This is a genomic window from Guyparkeria hydrothermalis (assembly GCF_023555375.1).
GTDB lineage: Bacteria > Pseudomonadota > Gammaproteobacteria > Halothiobacillales > Halothiobacillaceae > Guyparkeria > Guyparkeria hydrothermalis.
Genome location: NZ_JAJSEE010000005.1, coordinates 113,584 through 130,823, shown reverse-complemented (window position 1 = coordinate 130,823; position 17,240 = coordinate 113,584). Strand labels below are relative to the sequence as shown.

Annotated in this window: 19 protein-coding genes; 10 read left to right on the top strand and 9 right to left on the bottom strand. The window is 65.8% G+C overall.

Going from position 1 to position 17,240, the window contains the following annotated elements:
• Positions 1–111: 111 nt before the first annotated feature.
• Complete coding sequence (locus LV475_RS08235) at positions 112–759, bottom strand: endonuclease III domain-containing protein (RefSeq protein ID WP_430886871.1); 648 nt, start codon at positions 757–759, stop codon at positions 112–114.
• Positions 760–967: 208 nt separating this feature from the next.
• Between LV475_RS08235 and msrA the strand changes: the two genes are divergently transcribed.
• The 3 genes from msrA to LV475_RS08220 are packed head-to-tail and all read left to right on the top strand — an operon-like array spanning position 968 to position 2,009.
• Positions 968–1,432, top strand: coding sequence for a peptide-methionine (S)-S-oxide reductase MsrA (gene msrA, locus LV475_RS08230; RefSeq protein WP_136866669.1), 465 nt, complete (start codon positions 968–970; stop codon positions 1,430–1,432).
• A gap of 31 nt (positions 1,433–1,463) precedes the next feature.
• Entirely contained in the window at positions 1,464–1,646 is a 183-nt protein-coding gene (locus LV475_RS08225; protein ID WP_136866600.1) for a PLD nuclease N-terminal domain-containing protein, read from the top strand.
• An 18-nt stretch (positions 1,647–1,664) separates the two neighbouring features.
• The gene (locus LV475_RS08220) at positions 1,665–2,009 is read left to right on the top strand and encodes a DUF488 domain-containing protein (RefSeq protein ID WP_136866601.1); all 345 of its coding nucleotides are present in this window, start codon (positions 1,665–1,667) and stop codon (positions 2,007–2,009) included.
• Positions 2,010–2,036: 27 nt separating this feature from the next.
• Here LV475_RS08220 and LV475_RS08215 read toward each other — a convergent pair whose 3' ends face one another.
• From LV475_RS08215 to LV475_RS08205, 3 genes are read right to left on the bottom strand one after another with little or no spacing between them, the layout of a single operon-like run.
• Positions 2,037–2,810: an ABC transporter permease gene (locus tag LV475_RS08215; RefSeq protein WP_136866670.1), complete on the bottom strand. Its 774-nt coding sequence runs from the start codon at positions 2,808–2,810 to the stop codon at positions 2,037–2,039.
• A gap of 59 nt (positions 2,811–2,869) precedes the next feature.
• The gene (locus LV475_RS08210; protein ID WP_136866602.1) at positions 2,870–3,823 is read right to left on the bottom strand and encodes an ABC transporter ATP-binding protein; all 954 of its coding nucleotides are present in this window, start codon (positions 3,821–3,823) and stop codon (positions 2,870–2,872) included.
• Between the two features lie 45 nt (positions 3,824–3,868).
• Complete coding sequence (locus tag LV475_RS08205) at positions 3,869–4,477, bottom strand: trimeric intracellular cation channel family protein (protein ID WP_136866603.1); 609 nt, start codon at positions 4,475–4,477, stop codon at positions 3,869–3,871.
• A 214-nt stretch (positions 4,478–4,691) separates the two neighbouring features.
• Here LV475_RS08205 and hemN point away from each other — a divergent pair, with 214 nt between their 5' ends.
• On the top strand, positions 4,692–6,077 hold the full coding sequence (gene hemN, locus LV475_RS08200) for an oxygen-independent coproporphyrinogen III oxidase (protein ID WP_136866604.1): 1,386 nt from the start codon (positions 4,692–4,694) through the stop codon (positions 6,075–6,077).
• A 16-nt stretch (positions 6,078–6,093) separates the two neighbouring features.
• Here the strand turns inward: hemN and LV475_RS08195 are convergent, their stop codons facing one another.
• Positions 6,094–7,305: an NnrS family protein gene (locus LV475_RS08195; protein WP_169303553.1), complete on the bottom strand. Its 1,212-nt coding sequence runs from the start codon at positions 7,303–7,305 to the stop codon at positions 6,094–6,096.
• Positions 7,302–7,706, bottom strand: a complete 405-nt coding sequence (locus LV475_RS08190; RefSeq protein ID WP_136866606.1) for a hemerythrin domain-containing protein — start codon at positions 7,704–7,706, stop codon at positions 7,302–7,304. The genes LV475_RS08195 and LV475_RS08190 overlap by 4 nt, the downstream gene beginning before the upstream one ends.
• 114 nt (positions 7,707–7,820) lie before the next feature.
• On the opposite strand from LV475_RS08190, the gene LV475_RS08185 reads away from it, so the two are divergent.
• The 4 genes from LV475_RS08185 to LV475_RS08170 all read left to right on the top strand — a co-directional run bounded on the left by LV475_RS08185 (position 7,821) and on the right by LV475_RS08170 (position 10,919).
• Positions 7,821–8,312 carry an RrF2 family transcriptional regulator gene (locus LV475_RS08185; RefSeq protein WP_136866607.1) on the top strand — a complete coding sequence of 164 codons (492 nt, stop codon included), beginning with the start codon at positions 7,821–7,823 and terminating at the stop codon, positions 8,310–8,312.
• Between the two features lie 255 nt (positions 8,313–8,567).
• Positions 8,568–9,041: a diaminobutyrate acetyltransferase gene (ectA, locus tag LV475_RS08180; RefSeq protein WP_136866608.1), complete on the top strand. Its 474-nt coding sequence runs from the start codon at positions 8,568–8,570 to the stop codon at positions 9,039–9,041.
• 93 nt (positions 9,042–9,134) lie between these two features.
• Positions 9,135–10,409 (top strand): diaminobutyrate--2-oxoglutarate transaminase, encoded by a 1,275-nt coding sequence (ectB, locus tag LV475_RS08175; protein WP_197039214.1) that lies wholly within the window; start codon positions 9,135–9,137, stop codon positions 10,407–10,409.
• A gap of 99 nt (positions 10,410–10,508) precedes the next feature.
• Positions 10,509–10,919 (top strand): ectoine synthase, encoded by a 411-nt coding sequence (locus LV475_RS08170; RefSeq protein WP_125198400.1) that lies wholly within the window; start codon positions 10,509–10,511, stop codon positions 10,917–10,919.
• An 89-nt stretch (positions 10,920–11,008) separates the two neighbouring features.
• Here the strand turns inward: LV475_RS08170 and LV475_RS08165 are convergent, their stop codons facing one another.
• The 3 genes from LV475_RS08165 to LV475_RS08155 all read right to left on the bottom strand — a co-directional run bounded on the left by LV475_RS08165 (position 11,009) and on the right by LV475_RS08155 (position 14,724).
• Positions 11,009–11,350 carry a DUF2853 family protein gene (locus LV475_RS08165; RefSeq protein WP_136866609.1) on the bottom strand — a complete coding sequence of 114 codons (342 nt, stop codon included), beginning with the start codon at positions 11,348–11,350 and terminating at the stop codon, positions 11,009–11,011.
• A gap of 150 nt (positions 11,351–11,500) precedes the next feature.
• Positions 11,501–11,941 carry a hypothetical protein gene (locus LV475_RS08160; protein ID WP_136866610.1) on the bottom strand — a complete coding sequence of 147 codons (441 nt, stop codon included), beginning with the start codon at positions 11,939–11,941 and terminating at the stop codon, positions 11,501–11,503.
• Positions 11,942–12,156: 215 nt separating this feature from the next.
• Entirely contained in the window at positions 12,157–14,724 is a 2,568-nt protein-coding gene (locus LV475_RS08155) for a DNA internalization-related competence protein ComEC/Rec2 (protein WP_250106123.1), read from the bottom strand.
• A gap of 49 nt (positions 14,725–14,773) precedes the next feature.
• Here LV475_RS08155 and gloB point away from each other — a divergent pair, with 49 nt between their 5' ends.
• Together gloB and LV475_RS08145 are read left to right on the top strand one after the other, a co-directional pair.
• A complete protein-coding gene (gene gloB, locus LV475_RS08150) occupies positions 14,774–15,583 on the top strand; it encodes a hydroxyacylglutathione hydrolase (RefSeq protein ID WP_169303554.1) in 810 nt (269 codons plus the stop codon).
• A 23-nt stretch (positions 15,584–15,606) separates the two neighbouring features.
• A complete protein-coding gene (locus LV475_RS08145; RefSeq protein ID WP_250106122.1) occupies positions 15,607–17,145 on the top strand; it encodes a lytic transglycosylase in 1,539 nt (512 codons plus the stop codon).
• Positions 17,146–17,240: the final 95 nt, after the last annotated feature.

Genomic DNA, 17,240 nt, shown 5'->3' with positions numbered 1-17,240 from the left:
TCCCGTCTTCGCGCGAATCCAGAAGACTCAACGGCTGCAGCAAACACCGCAAGAACCCCCGTTCGTTGCCAAAGGCACGACGTCAGTCCGACTCGAACCGCCACGCGGGAGTCATTCGCCTTTTTCCAACCCGCTCCCATAAGCGCACCGCTCGATCAGCGGGCAGTCCCCACAAACCGGCTTGACCCGGCAATGCGCCTTGGCGTGCTCGACGATCAGGCCGTGCCAGCGGGCAAGGCGCGGGGCGGTTGGCTCAAGGGTGTGCGTCAGCAAGTCATCCGCCAACCGGTCGTATTTTTTCGTGGCGGTCTCGGGAAAGCCGAGCCGGTGGAACAAGCGGCGGGTGTAGGTGTCGATTACCCAGACGGGACGTTCCAGCGCGTAGAGGAGGATGTCGTCGGCGGTCTCATGACCGACGCCGTGGATGCCGAGCAGCCACTCCCGCAATTCGTTGGTGGGACGGGCCTGCAGGCCGACCCGTCCACCGGCGTCCTGCCAGGCCTCGGTCATGGCGCGCAGCCGGCGGGTCTTGATACGAAAGAACCCGGAGGGTCGGATCAAGTCGGAGAGGGTTTCGTCGTCGAGGGCCAGGATGCGATCGGCGGCCAGTACCTCGGCGGCATGCAGGTTGGCCAGCGCCTTCTCGACGTTGTTCCAGTTGGTGTTTTGCGTTAGCACGGCACCGACGGCAATCTCGAAGGCGCGCGCTTCGGCGTCGTGCGCGTAACCCGCTGGCCACCACGGCATATCCGTGGGCATTTCGGCAGGCTGGCCCCGCTCGAGCTTATTTTGGTGGGCCTCGAGCAATCGTGGCTCGACCCAGTCGAGGCAGTCGGCGAGTGAATCAAACGTCGGCTCGGGCACGTGGCTCTCCTATTGGGAAACTCTGCACGACTCGATGCGCGCGGCACGATTGGATGCGCTATCGTCTGGGCATGGTACCCATTTCGAGGACAGGGCCGTGATCATGCAAACCGATGTCGCCACCTTCGCCGCCGGCTGTTTCTGGGGAGTGGAAGACCGCTTTCGCCAGGTAGCCGGCGTGATCGACGTGATCTCGGGTTACACCGGCGGGCACGTCGACCACCCGGACTATCGGGCGGTCTGCAGCGGTGAAACCGGGCATGCCGAGGCGGTGGAGGTATGCTTCGCCCCCGACCGGGTCGATTACGAGACCCTGGTGCGCGCCTTCTTTGCCATGCACGACCCGACCACGCCCAACCGACAGGGGCCGGACGTGGGCACGCAGTATCGCTCGGCAATCTTCACCCACGGCGATGAACAACGCGCGATCGCCGAACGGGTGCGCGACGAGGCACAGACAACCATCGACCGGCCGATCGTCACGGAAATCACCCCGGCCTCGGCCTTCTGGCCGGCCGAGGACTATCACCAGCGTTACCTCGAGAAGCGGCGCGCCGGCGCGCTCTGACCTTCACCCATCGACACGCAAGGAGAACGCGATGCTCGAACTTCCCTTTGGCGGCCTGCTCGGCCTGATCATCCTGTTCCTGGATATCTACGCGATCATCAAGGTGGCGCAGAGTTCGGCCTCGGCGGGCATGAAGGCGCTGTGGATCGTGATCATCCTGTTCCTGCCGGTCCTCGGCCTGATCATCTGGTGGTTGTTCGGTCCAAAGGGGTGACGATCCGGGGGTGACGCCATGAGCAAGGTGCGCACGAAACGGGTCTACGACCCGGCCGAGCGCGGGGATGGCTACCGGGTACTGGTCGATCGGCTCTGGCCCCGGGGCGTGAAGAAGACCGACCTGGAGCACGACGAGTGGCTCAAGCACGTCGCCCCGTCCGGTGCCCTACGGCGTTGGTTCGGGCACGACCCCGAGCGCTTCGATGAATTTGCCCGCCGCTACCGCAAGGAATTGGAGGGCAACCAGGAAGCCGAGCGCCTGGCCCAGATTGCCGCCGAGCGGACGGTCACGCTGCTTTACGCGGCGAAGGACCAGGAGCATAACCACGCCATCGTGCTGGCCGATTACCTCAGCGAGTGAGGGAAAAGCGCCTTGCCTGAGAGCGCCTCAGCCGCGCAAGCCGATGCCCTTGCGGAACAGGCGCAGGGCGTAAAGGTAGGCGAGCAGGATGCCGACGGCGAGGATGGCATAGGTGCTCCACACCGGCACGTCGCTGATACCGAGCATCGCGTAACGGAAGCCATTGATGATGTAGAGCACCGGGTTGTAGAGCGAGGCCTGCTGCCAGAACTCGGACAGCATGTTGATCGAGTAGAACACCCCACCCAGATAGGTCAGCGGTGTCAGCACGAAGGTCGGCACGATCGAGATGTGATCGAAGTGCGTCGCGTAGACGGCATTGATCAGCCCGCCCAAGGCGAACAGGATCGAGGTCATCAACGCCACGCCGAACAGGTTCAGCACACTGTGGACCGACAACTCGGCGAACAGCAGCGCGACCAGCGTCACTGCCCCACCGACCGTGAGTCCGCGCGCCACGCCGCCGGCGACGTAGCCAACGATGATCAGCCAGTTGGGCATGGGCGAAACCAGCAATTCCTCGACGTGACGGGCGAACTTCGCGCCGAAGAACGAGGACACCGAATTGGCGTAGCTCTGCGTGATCACCGACATCAGGATCAGCCCGGGCACCAGGTACTGGATGTAGGGCACCCCGTCGATCACGCCGATGCGCGGGCCGATCAGGTGGCCGAAGACCACGAAGTAGAGCGCGGTCATGATCATCGGCGGCAGCACCGTCTGCACCCAGATCCGGCCGAAGCGCAGGATCTCGCGGGTGAGCAGCATCATGAAGGCGTTCCACGCCCCTCGCGGCGTCAGGCCGACTGCCTTGTCGCCCGGCCCCTGATGGTCGAATGCCTCGCTTTGTGAACGGATGCTCATGCGCGGTCTCCGGTCTGTTCATTGGCCGTTGCCTCGTCGTCGTCCTGCACCAGGCGCAGGAACAGCTCCTCGAGGCGATTGGTCTTGTTCTTCATGCGTTCGATCACGATGCCGTGGCCACGCAGCACGTCGAACACGCCGGTCAGTTCCTGACCGCGGGTGAGGTCGACCTCGATGGTCTCGTCGTCGATCAGGCGCGAGCCGACCACCGGCATTTCCGGCAGCGATTCCACCGGCTCGCGGGCGTAGAGCACGAAGGTCTCCTGCGACAGCTTGGCCAGGAGGTTCCGCATCGAGCTGTGCTCGACGATCCGTCCCTCGTTGATGATCGCGATGTTGCGGCACAGCGCCTCGGCTTCCTCGAGGTAGTGCGTGGTCAGGATGATGGTGGTGCCCTGCTTGTTGATCTGGGTGAGAAAGTCCCACATCCCGCGGCGCAGCTCGATGTCCACCCCGGCGGTGGGCTCATCGAGGATCAGCATGCGCGGGCTGTGCACCAGCGCGCGGGCGATCATCAGCCGGCGCTTCATGCCACCCGAGAGCGCCCGGGCCATGCCCTCGCGCTTGTCGTAGAGGCCCAACTGCTTCAACAGTTCGTGGGCACGCTTCTTCGCCGCCTTGCGGGTCATGCCGTAGAAGCCGCCCTGGTTGATGACGACCTCCTCGACCGGCTCGAACTGGTTGAAGTTGAATTCCTGCGGCACCACGCCGATCTGGGACTTGACCCACGCGCGGTCGCGATCGAGATCGTGGCCGAACACGCGCACGGTCCCGTGGGTCTTGTTCACCAGCGAGCAGAGGATGCCGATGGTGGTCGACTTGCCCGCCCCGTTCGGCCCCAGCAGGGCGAAGAAGTCACCCTCGGCGATGGACAGCTCGATGCCCTTGAGGGCGCGCGTGCCACCCTCGTAGGTCTTCTCCAGCTCGTAGATTTCGACGGCATTGCTCATGAGGAACTCGTGATGCGTTGATTCGTGATGCGTGCGGACCTTCCCCTAGCGATCGGCGGAGGGCAGGTGCCAGTGATAGCGGATACCCAGCCCGCGCACGGCCAGCGTCACCAGAAAGCCCAGGATCACCGCGGCGATCGACCAGTCCAGCCAGTGGGCGAACAGAACATAGACGATCCCGCCAACCAGGGCGGCCGAGGCGTAGATCTCCCGGTGCAACAGCAACGGCGGCTCGCCGGCGAGCACGTCGCGGATCAGCCCGCCGAAGGCGGCGGTCATGATGCCCATCATCACCGCGATCATCGGATTGGCATCCATCGATAGCGCGATCTGGGTGCCGATCACGCAGAAGGCCGCCAGCCCGACGGCATCGGCCCAGGGCAGCCAGTTGGCCCGCTGGTGAAACGGCTTGCTGACGTAGAAGGTGACGATCGCCGTCACCGCGGCGATCACCAGGTACTCCCACTGGGTCAGCCAGAAGACCGGCCGATCCAGCAAAAGATCCCGTATCGTGCCGCCGCCGATGGCGGTGACGGTCGCCAGGATCAGAAAGCCCATCATGTCCATGCGCTTTCGATCGGCCATCAGGGCGCCCGTGACGGCGAACACCGCCGTCCCGAAGTAATCCAGCCCCTGCAGCATTTCGCCGATCATGCCCCGTCTCCTGTGTGTCCACCCTGCCCTGTCACCGATCCGCCGGGGACAAGATAAAGATCGCGGAGGATAGCCAGTCGGCGACCGGGAAAAAAGCCCGGCCGACACCAACCGGCCCAATTCCCCAGCATTCTACTCGGGGGACGAGGCAATGCGGGTGGCGCTAGACTTCCGATGTGATTCCACTCGTTCAACCAATCGCCGACCGCCGCCCATGAGCCAGACCGAGATCCCCTTCGATGCCGACCTGATCCGCCGCTACGACACCAGCGGGCCGCGGTATACCTCCTACCCGACCGCGGTGCAGTTCCACGACGGCTTCACCGAAGACGACTACCGGGCGGCCGCCGCGCGGTCGAACGCCACCGGCGGGCCGCTGTCGCTGTACGTGCACATCCCGTTCTGCGACACGGTCTGCTACTACTGCGCCTGCAACAAGGTGGTCACCAAGGATCGCGCCAAGGCCCGCCCCTACCTCGAGGACGTCTACCGGGAGATGGCGCTGCAGGCCGAGCTGTTCGATGCCGGTCGGCCGGTCGACCAGCTCCACTGGGGCGGCGGTACGCCCACCTTCCTCTCGCACGACGAGATGCGCGAGCTGATGGCCAAGACCGGCGAGCACTTCGCGCTCAAGACGGATGACACCGGCGAATACTCCATCGAGATCGACCCGCGCGAGGCCGATGCAGACACCATCCGCCTGCTACGCGAGATCGGCTTCAACCGCATCAGCCTCGGGGTGCAGGACTTCGACCCCGAGGTGCAGCGGGCGGTCAACCGCGTGCAGAGCGTCGAGGAGACCCGCGAAGTGGTCCAGACCGCCCGCGAACAGGACTTCCACGGGGTGAGCATCGATTTGATCTACGGACTGCCGCACCAGTCGCGTGACCGGTTCATGGCCACACTCGACCGGGTGATCGAACTCGACCCCGACCGGCTGTCGATCTTCAACTACGCCCACCTGCCGCAGCGCTTCAAACCGCAGCGCCGGATCGCGGGCGACGACCTGCCCAGCCCGGCGGAGAAACTCGACATCCTCGGCTCGACCATCCGCTACCTGCAACAGGCCGGCTACGTGCTGATCGGCATGGATCATTTTGCCAAGCCCGACGATCCGCTGGCGATCGCCCAGCGCGAAGGCACGCTGCAGCGCAATTTCCAAGGCTACTCCACCCACGCCGAGTGCGACATGGTCGCGATGGGCGCCTCGTCGATCAGCCAGGTGGGCGGCGCGTTCAGCCAGAACGTCAAGGATCTGACCGCCTACCACGAGGCATTGATCGCCGGGCACCTGCCGATCGAGAAGGGGGTGGTAATTACCGAGGAGGACGTGCTGCGCCGGTACGTGATCACCGAGCTGATCTGTCACTTCCGGCTGTCGATCCCCGAGGTCGAGGCGCGTTTCGGCATCGACTTTGCCGAGCACTTCGCCGACGCGCTGGACGAGCTGGCCGACATGGCCCGCGACGAACTGGTCACCATCACGCCCGACTCGATCGAGGTTCAACCGCGCGGACGGCTGCTGATCCGCAACGTCTGCATGGCCTTCGACGAGTACCACGGCACGCTCGACGGTCAGCGCTTCTCCAAGGTGATCTGAGGCACCGGCCCGCTGGTTAACTCCGGCGCACCGGCGGACGGGCATCCGCGCGTTCGTGGACCAGCCAGGGGCCAATCACCAACAGCATCGCCAGATAGACCAGCGCCAACCCACCGGCGGTGACCGCGAGCCAGGCCGGCTCCAACCCCGGCCAGATTGGCAACAGCAGCCGTCCGGCCACCACCGCCAGCATCAACACCAGCATCGGACGGAGCCATCGTGGCAGGTGAATCGGGCGCCCCGTGTGCCCGGCACTGACCCGCGTCATCATGCCCATCGCCATGACCACCAGCATGCCCAGACCCAGCGCATGCACCGGGCCGTCCAGCCCGCCGGCCGGCACGCCGACGAGGACCCCCGCCAGCCATGCCAGCCCGAGCAGCACCACCGAGACCCCCAGGAACAGTAACCACAACATCGGTTCGGTAAGCACCCGGCGGTGCCACCAGCGAGTGAGCGCATAACCGCCGGTCACGGCGACCACGGCGGCGATCGTCGCCCCGACCAGCGACACGGCGTTCGGCACGATCGGTTTGGCGAGCACGACAACGAACAGCAGCAACGGCCCACCACCCAGGATGAACGCCACATAACGGCCGGTGCGCCGCGGCGGAATGCCCAAGCGATTGGCCGAAAACGGCGGCACCACCCGCTGGGCGATGAACAACAACATCGCCACGATCGGCAGCAGCCCCAGCCAGCCGTGGATGCCGGCCAGCCCCCCGTCGTGCCGCAGCAGGGCGAACAGCGCATCCGCCAGCACCATCCCGGTCAGCGCCAAGACGAACAACAGGTTGTGCCATTGGCGGGACAGCAGGATCAGACGGGCCACCACGAACAGGATGCCCAGCTCGGCGGCGATCGAGAGCAGGTAGGGCCAGAGTGGATCGCCCCCCATGAGCAGAAACGCGAGCCGCGCGGCGAGCCAGATCCCTAGCACCGCCAGCAGACCGGCCGGATGCCAGGCGCGCCGGCCGGTCCAGTTCTGCGCGGCCGTGGTCAGAAAGCCCGCCACCAGTGCCACCCCCACGCCAAAGATCATCTCGTGGGCATGCCAGCGCCAATCGAGTTGCCCGCCGTCGAGCAGTCCCTGCATGGCAGCCCCCCAGCCTCCAACGATCCAGACCGCGGCCCAGAGCCCCATCGCGAGCGTGGCAAACCCCAGCATCAGCAGAAACCAGGGGCGAAACCCGACCGAGAGGACGGGCCAGTGGCGCCAATCGCTCATGCCGGCTCTCCCGCCTGCCCCGGCAGACATCCTTCCTGCAAGTGATTGAACAATTCACGTTCCTCGAACCGCACGTGGGTGACCAGTAATTCACCCAAGCGATGGAAGCTCGATTGCTCGCCGGCGCCATCGAGCACCTCGGTCAAGAGCTCCTCGATCTGGCGGTGCTCGCGTTGCATCCGATCGAGCTGCCCTGCCAGGGTTGAATCCGTCGGACATTGCCTTAACGCCTGACGCCCAATGGACTCTTCGGTGACGAAATGCGCCGCGAGCTCGCCGCGGTGTTCGGCCAGATCCCGAAGCAGGTCCGCATCCGGCTCGCCCCACTGCAATCGCCGTGCGATCTTCAAAGTCTGATGGTGTTCGCGAGACAGGGGCTGCAGGGATTCGTGGCGATGCATCGGGGGCTCCTCCCGCGTGGCTGGTACTGGCCGACCAGAATATGCATACTGTTTGCATATTACAAACGCCCAGCGATCCGCTTGATCGATGGACCACCGCCGAGAATGGACGCCATGCAGCTCAATCAACAGACCGATTTCGCCTTTCGACTCCTGATGTACCTGGCCGATCACGCCGCTCGACACAACGCGCGGGGGACAAACGCCGAGGAAACGATCGCCCTGCCGAAGATCCGCGAGATCGCCGACTACTTCGAGATTTCCTACAACCACCTGATGAAGGTGGCGAATGCCCTCGCCGCGCGCGGCTACGTCAAGGCGCGCCGCGGCAAGGGCGGCGGTCTGGCGCTGGCCCGCGCCGAGTCGTCCATCTCGCTGGGGGCGGTCGCCCGCGACATGGAAGGCCACTGGGAGCTGGTCGAATGCTTCTCGACGACCGGGGACTGCCGGATCGCGGCGAGCTGCCGGTTGGCCCCTGTGCTCGGCGAGGCGCTGGAGGCCTTCTGGGCGGTGCTCGACCGCTACACCCTGGCCGACATCGCCCACCTGCCGCCGGGCGATCTCCCGCTGACCTTCCATCGCCACGGGCCGCCGACCACCCAGTAGTTCTGGGCCCGCCATGCGGCCGTTTGCATGCGGCAAACCGGTGAGGTTCACCCCGATCGACCCCGGGAATCGCTCGAGTGATTCCTCGCGGGCGAATCCGGGATGAAAACCGCATGACGGCGCCGTTACAGACGGGTTACCAACCGCTCGCGGACGGCTTCAACGGTTGAGCTTTACGCCTCATGCCCTATAATGGCCGCTCACTTATACGGACCTGATCGCGGCTGGAAACTGAACGCGGACAGGCAAAAAAGCATGACGATTCATTTTCGTGAACCGCGCCTCGAGGATGGGGGTCGGATTCACCAACTGATCCAACGAGCGGGCACGCTCGACCTCAACTCGGCCTACCTCTACTTCCTGCTTGCGGACCACTTCCGCTCGACCTGCGCCATCGCGGAAAACGGCGATGACCTCGTGGGTTTCGTCACCGCCTATCGGCTGCCGGACAACCCTGACACCCTGTTCGTCTGGCAGATCGGCGTCGATGCCTCGGCCCGCGGCCAGGGCGTTGCCTCCCGCCTGCTCGGCGCCCTCCAGGAGCGCGACTGGTTCAGCGACATCAAGCGCATCGAACTGACCATCGCCCCGGACAATCCGGCCTCCCAGGCCCTGTTCACCCGCTGGGCCGAAAAGCTGGGCTGCTCGATCCGCAACGAGCCCTATCTCTCCAGCGAGCTTCTCGGCGATGGCCATCAGCCGGAAGACCTCTACGTCATCGATCTCTGATCAACGACATCACCGCCCGGTGCGATTCCCACCGGCGGTGCTATTTTCTTTTCGATCCCGATTTCTTTTTCAAGCTCAAGACGAGGACCTGTGATGAACATCGACCTGTTCGAGAAATACGAGTCCAACGTTCGCGGTTACATCCGCTCGTTCCCGACCATTTTCGTCAAATCCAAGAACGCCACGATGTGGGACCACCACGGCAAGGCGTACATCGACTTCTTCGGCGGCGCCGGCTCCCTGAACTACGGCCATAACGACCCGGCGATCAAGCGCGCCATCATCGACTTCATCGAGCGTGACGGCGTCACCAACGCGCTCGACAAGGCGACCGACGCCAAGTACCTGTTCATCAAGAAGCTGCAGGAGACCATCCTTCAGCCCCGCGACCTGGACTACAAGATCCAGTTCGTTGGCCCGACCGGCACCAACGCCGTCGAGACGGCCCTGAAGCTGGCGCGCAAGGTCAAGGAGCGCTCCAAGATCGTCTCCTTTACCAACGCCTACCACGGTCACACCCTGGGCGCCCTGGCCGTCACCGGCAACGAGTTCTATCACGACGACTTCTACGGCGTGCCGCTGAACGTCACCAAAATGCCGTACGACAACTACTTCGACCCGACCGGCGAAGGCCAGATGGACAGCATCGACATGATGCGCCAGTACTACGAGGACGCGAGCTCGGGCTACGAGCTGCCGGCGGGCATCGTGGTCGAGACCATCCAGGGCGAGGGCGGCATCAACGTCGCCTCGGTCGAGTGGCTCCAGAAGCTCGACAAGATGTGCAAGGACCTCGACATCCTGCTGATCGTCGACGACATCCAGGTCGGCAACGGCCGGACCGGCAACTTCTTCAGCTTCGAGCGTGCGGGCATCAAGCCGGACATCGTCACCATCTCGAAGTCGATCGGCACCGGCCTGCCGATGGCGATCGTCCTGATGCGTCCGGAAATCGACGAGTGGTCGCCGGGCGAACACACCGGCACCTTCCGCGGCAACTCGCTGGCCTTCGTCGCCGGCGCGACCGCGCTGGAGCGCTGGGACACCGACGAGTTCTCCAAGGAGATCGTCGCCAAGGGCGAGAAGGTCGAGAAGCGCTTCCGCGCCATCGCCGAGCGCCACAAGGACCTGATCTCCGACGTGCGCGGCCTGGGCATGATCTGGGGCCTGGAGTCCGAGAAGGACGAGTTCTGCAACAAGATCTCGGAAGAGGCCTTCAAGCGCGGCCTGCTGGCGGAGACCGCCGGCGCCGACGACCAGGTGATCAAGTTCCTCGCCCCGCTGACGATCAGCGAGGCCGAGCTGAACCAGGGCCTGGACATCCTCGACGAGTCCGTCGACGCCGCCGCGGCCGCCTACCAGGGCTAAGCCTGTCGGCCGGCTTCAACGTCATTCGGCCCCGCCCTCGCGCGGGGCCGTGTTTTAGCCCCCTACCCCTTTACCTTTCTACCCGTAACGGAGTTCACCATGCTCGTACGTTATCTTGACCGGGACATCATCGGCACCGACCGCGAAGTCGAAGCGGAAAACGGCAACTGGGTCAGCCGCCGTCTGATCCTCGCCGACGACAAGGTCGGCTTCTCCTACAACGACACCATCATCCGTGCCGGCACGGAGACCTTCATCCACTACCAGAACCACATCGAGGCGGTCTACTGCGTGGGTGGCAACGGCGAGATCCACGACATCAACAACGATGTCACCTACCCGATCCGCGACGGCATGATGTATCTCCTCAATGATCCGGCCGCCGACAAGCATTACCTGCGCGGCGGCAGCGAGGACATGCGCCTGATCTGCGTGTTCAACCCGCCGCTGACCGGCCGCGAGGTTCACGACGAGAACGGCGTCTACCCGGCACTGAGCCTGGACGACTGATCACGGTCAACTTCCGGTAGCCGTGAAACGAAGAAACCCCGACCTGTTCGCAGGCCGGGGTTTTTTGTTGTGGTGCCGAGGTTGCGGGTTCAGGCGTAGGCCGCCTCGCGACCGAAGTGGCGCGTAAGCAGGTAGTAGACCACGGCCCGGTACTTGTGACGGTTGGACCGACCGTACTGCTCGAACACCTTGTCGAGCGCCGCGTCCAGGTCCGGCCCATCGGTCAGGCCGAGCTTCTTGACCAGGAAATTCTTCTTGATGCTCTCGAGCTCGCTCTCGTCGCTTGCCGCAACAATCGACGCATCGGCGTTGTAGACCGCCGGCCCAAGGCCGACGACCACGCGCTCCAGCAAGTCACGATCCGGTGTTTCCCCGCACTTCTCCTGAATCTCTTCGGCGTACTTTTCGATCAGTTCATCCCGACTGCTCATGGCGATTCCTCCGCTCGGTTCCCGGTCTCGTCCACGGCGCACGACCCGTGTCCGTTCGTTCAACGAGACCTGACACCCATCAATAGGTCAGTGAGCTGGAATTGACAAGCCGTCGGATCGATCGGCTCAGCACGACATGGCGAGGTGAAGTCAGCCGGGATTCTCGCCAGGCTCGAACTGGCGCTGGCGATTGATCTGCATGATCAGCACGACCCCCTGGTTGGGGTCGTCATCACGCCGGGCCTCGGTGGTCTTGGTGACCAACCCCTCGATGATCTGGCGGATGCCCAGATTCTCGTCGGCGAAACGGCGCATGATGACCAGGCGGGCGCCCTCCTTGATCCAGGTCAGGGGCAACTGCTGCGTGTAGCGCGGCACGATCAGGGCCAGGCGGTCCTTGGCGAAGAAGTCGAGATAGACACCCTCGAGGATACGGATACCCCGCTCGTCGGGGCTCAGCGCACGCACCGATTCCGGCCGGCCGCTGCGGCCGTTGCGATTGTCGAGGCTCATGTCATCCGCGCCGACCTCCTTGAGGTACTGCTCGGCGGCACGGATCTGCTCCTCGGAATACAGGCTGGTCGATTTCATCGGGGACCGGTGTTACCTCGCGGGCCATGCCTCCCTGCCCCATTCAGCCGATTCCGTGGCCATTGGGCGCCATCCGACCGTGAACTTGTCACGTCGACGGCGCACTCGATCCCGACACCACTCTAAGACAGGGCACCGGGATATGGTGATTTCGTTAGCAGAGGTTAGCAGAAGTCATGCCACCAGCCGGGGGCATGACAACAAATCGCGGGCGATCACGGGCTCTCCACGCCCGGCATCGCCGTCGGTCGGCGCCAGGCAAATGGCCAGCGCTCGGACCGCTCGGTGCGCAACTCGCCGCTTTCGATCCACAACGCCCCATGTCGATCGGTACGCCAGACCGAGGCCCCCGACGCGTGCCAGCGGGACACCACGGAATCGCGCGGATGATCCCAGCGGTTGAGGAACCCGGCACTGACCAGTGCATGACGGGCACCGGTGGCCTCGACGAAACCGGGCGTCGATGAGCTCGCCGACCCGTGATGCGGTACCAGCACGGCATCGGCCTTCACTCGCGCGTGGCGCCGCAGCCAGTGCTCGGCCGCCGCCTCGATATCGCCGGTCAAGAGCAATGACCCGGACGCCCCCTCCACCCGCAACACGCAGGAACGGTCGTTGGCCGAACCAAGCGGCGCACGCAGCAGCCTGAACACCACCCCATCGAGGTGCCACCGCTCGCCGTGCCGGCACTCACGCCCCTCCCCGCTGCCGGCGAACCGATCGCCGGACAGGCCGATCACGGTCGCGTCCGGAAACGCCTGGCGTATCGAGGCAAGCCCGCCGGCATGATCCATGGCCGCGTGACTGATCACGATGCGATCAAGCCGGGTCACGCCCACCGCCCGCAGCGCCGGCAGCACGATTGCCTCGCCGGTGTCGAAGCGGCCATGCCGGGGCCCGGCATCGTAGAGCAGGTCGTGCCGCGCGGTGCGTAACAGGACCGCCGCGCCCTGCCCGACGTCGAGCACCACCGCCGTGAACTCCCCGGTCGCCGGTCGCGACGGCCCCACGAGAATCGCCGGCAGCAAGAGCAGAATGGCCAGCCACTGGCCCGGAAAGCGACGCGGCAACCCCAACCAGATCACGCCAAACGCAAACAGACCGAGCGCGAGCGCCCCGGGCGCCCCGTGATTCGAGTCGGGGAAGACGTCGACCAGCCACCCGAGGACCGCGAACAACCCGGCGCCCAGCGCGTTGATCAACCCGATGGGCCAGGCGGCCAATGCGGGACTGATCGTGGCCAGGCCCAGGCTGAACAGGGCGAGCGGCGTGATCAGCATCGAGACCAACGGCACGGCAACGAGGTTGGCCGGCAAGGAGGCGAAGGCCACCCGATCGAACAGCCCCCAGGTCAGGGGGAGCAGCCCCAGCGTGAGCAGCCATTGCAGGCGGAGCAGCTCCCAGGGGCGCCAAAGGGCATCGCGCCCGCGAACGAGCACGATGATCAGCAGCACGGCGGCAAACGACAGCCAGAACCCCATGTCCAGCGGGGCGAACGGGTCGATGGCGAGCACGAGGATGAAGGCGACCAGCCACAGGTCGAGCAGGCGCCAGCGCCGCTGCATCAACACGCCAAGCAGCAGCACCGTGAGCATCAGGGCGGCTCGCAGGGTGGGAATCGACAGCCCGGCGATCAGCGCGTAGGCCCAGGCGGCGATGACGGCGGCCAATGCCGCCACCCGCTGGGCGGGCATGCCGCGGCTGATCGGCAATCGCCCCCAGAGCATTCGCAGCCACCAGGCGGCCAGCGCCGCCACCATGCCCACGTGCAACCCCGAAATCGCGAGCAGGTGGTTGGTGCCCGAAGCCAGCAGCAGCTCCCACTGCTCGTCACTCAGCTCGCCGCGATCCCCCAGGGCCAGGCCATGCAACAACGCCGCGCCTGCCTCCAGCGAGTCATCCGGCGCCGCGACGGCCGCCAGCCCCGATTTCAGGCGCTCGCGGGCACCGGCTCGCCAACGATCGACCCGTGCCCGCCACCCGTTTGCCGCCCCGAGGGCCTGCGGCTGGCGATCGCGCAGGTAGCCGGTGGCAAGGATCTGGTGGCGAAACAGGTAACGACGGTAATCGAAGCCGCCCGGGTTGGCATGGCCTCGCAATGGCTTGAGACGGGCCGTGAGCGCGTAGCGGGTGCCGACGACCAGACCGCCCCGCTCGTCCGGCGGCGTGTAATCGCTGAGCTTGAGCCGCCCGCCCGATGGCAACTGCCGGCAGATCGAGCCGGCGCGATCGTCGCCGCTACTAGCCGGCTCGGCTGCCTGGATGGCGAAAGTGAACCGACGTCGATCGGCGCGGTCATCGACCAGCCCGACGACGGCGCCGTCGATATGACAATCCACGCGATCGTCGAACGTCGGCGTCTGGCCCAGCAACGCCCCGACCGGCACCAGGGTGTGCAGCGCGCCCGCGAGGGCCATCGCCAGCAAGGCCGGACCATTGCGCCCCTTTCGCCTGGCCCACAGCGCCGCGGCAACCACCCCGAGGGCCAACGCGTGGGCCATGATTCGCACCGGCCACGCCCCGTCATCGGCGCCAAGACCCGACGCGACCAGCAGCGGCCAGGGCAAGAACCAGGCGAGCAGCGCGCCACCCGCCCAGCCGGCCAGGAGCCAACGGGCGGCGAGCGGTTTGCCCTGGCGCGGTTCGTTTCCGTGGCGATCACACGACCCGGGCGAGCCGTGCCGGTTGGTCGGCCGACATGACCGGGGCGACTGCCGCTCGTCATCAAGGGAAAGGTTGTCCATCGAGCCGCGTCCCTGCAGCGAGAATGGGGTTGCCAACATGCCCACAAAGGCATTCCTTGCCCTCGTCAGACTGCGTTACCATGCCGGCATGAGCACTGTAACCGCCCCGACCATCCATTGCATTCCCGTCCTCGCGGACAACTACGTCTGGCTGATCGAGGGGGCGGATCGCGCCACCGTGATCGTGGATGCCGGCGAGGCCGGCCCCATCATCGAGGCGATCGAGTCACGCGGTCTTAACCCCGTGGCCACCCTGATCACGCATCACCATGGCGACCACGTGCAGGGGCTCGGCGAGCTGACCCGGCGGTTCCCGATGCCGGTCTACGGCCCGGACAGCTGCCGACGCGTCGGGGTCGACACCGTCGTCGGCGAAGGCGACCGGTTCACGATTCCCCAGGTGGGCGAATTCGCGGTCATGGCCACGCCGGGCCACACGCAGGATCACTTGAGCTTCATCAACGGTCAGGCGATCTTCTGCGGCGACACCCTGTTCACCGCCGGTTGCGGACGGTTGTTCGAGGGCACCGCGGCGCAGATGCTGCACTCGCTCGACCGGCTGGCCGACGCGGCCGATGCGATCGGCGACGGGGCGACCATCTACTGCGGTCACGAGTACACCACCGACAGCCTGCGGTTCGCCGCGCACGCCGAGCCCGACAACGCCGACATCGCCGCCCGGGTGCGCGAGGTTGCCGCCATGCGCGCGAAAGGGGAGCCGACGGCCAGCGCCTCGATGGATCTCGAGAAACGCACCAACCCGTTTCTGCGCATCCGCGAGCCGGTGCTGCGCCGGGCGGTGGAGGCCTACGTCGGGGAGACCATCGAGAACGACATCGAGGCCTTCGCCCAGTTGCGCCACTGGAAAGACGACTTCGACGGCCTGGCCCGCCTGTGACCCGCTGAAGGAATCCTGCACGAATGCCAAGCCACTCCCTTCCCGCGCTAACCACCCGACTGCCGACCCGGCTGCTGCGTGGCCTGCTCCTGCCGGCGCTCGTCCTGCTCCTGCACGGCTGTGCCGCACTCGTGCCGCCCGCCGACCGTGATGGCAGTGAGGCGCGCGACTCCAGCCGGCCGGGCTTCTCCACCCTGCCCGCGATCAGCCGCCAGGGGGGCGACGGCGAACCGGCCACCGATCACCGCCACGACCTGTGGGGCGCGGTCGCCAGCCGCTTCACGCTACCGATACCGGACAACGCGCGGGTGGACGCCGAGATCCGCCGCTACGCCCGCCACCCGGAGTACCTGCGCGAGGTCAGCCAGCGCGCCGAACCCTATCTCTACATGATCGTGGAGAAACTCGAGGCGGCGAACCTGCCCCTGGAGCTGACCCTACTGCCGATCGTGGAGAGCGCCTACCTGCCGCAGGCCCTGTCATCGAGCTCGGCGGCCGGCATCTGGCAGTTCATCCCGTCGACCGGCACCTACTTCGGGCTGGATCGCGATGCCTTCTACGACGGCCGTCGCGACATCGAGGCCTCCACCGACGCGGCCGTGACCTATTTCAGCCAGTTGCGCGGCATGTTCGACGACGACTGGCCCACCGTGATCGCCGCCTACAACGGCGGCCAGGGCACCCTGCTCAACGCCATCCGGGAAAACGAGCAGCGTGGCCGGCCCACGGATTTCTGGAGCCTCAAGCAGATTCGCAAGGAGACCCAGGACTACCCCGCCCGGCTGTTCGCGCTGGTGCGCATCTTCTCCGAACCGGAGAAGTACGGCTTTACCCCGCACGCGATCGAGAACCGTCCCGCGCTCGCCCAGGTCGAACTCGATCGCTCCGTCAGCCTGGTCAAGCTGGCCGATCTGACCGGCATGGACCACGACGAGCTCTATCGCCTCAACCCGGGCTTCGGTCGCTCGATCACCGGCGACACGCCACGGCAACTGCTCGTGCCGCGCGAGGCACGCGGGCGCTTCGACGTCGACACGCTCAACTCCGCGGCCAGCGCCGCCGAGGACTGGCAGCGCTACACCTTCGTGCGCGGCGACAGCTTCTACCGCGTGGCGCAACGCTATGGCAGTTCGGTCGACGAGCTGCTCGCGATCAACCGCCGCCAGGACGCGGTGGCCCGCCCCGGCCAGGTCATCCTGGTCCCGACCGGGCGCGTGGATCGCGCGATCGCCTCGGGCAACGCCCGCACGCACACCGTCCAGCCGGGCGAATCGCTCTGGGCGATCTCGCGCCAGCATGGCGTCAAGCTCGCCGAGTTGCGGCGCATGAACGCCTACGGCGACAACCCGGTCCTGCGCCCGGGCGACAAGGTGATCATCGGTGCGACGATGGCCAGTGACGACCAGGACGCCCCCTCGAAGTACGTGGTCCAGCCGGGCGACACGCTCTGGCAGTTGGCCCAGCGGTTCTCCACCACCGTCGAGGAATTGACCGCACTCAACCGCATCGGTCCCGACGCCGCCCTCAAGCCAGGCCAGGAGCTGCGGGTGGCCAGCAACTGATCCGCCGCCGACTTGGAGTTATTCCCCAGACAGGAAAAGGGCCCTCACGTCAGACACGGGGGCCCTTCTTCACTTGGGAAACTCTGCACGAATGC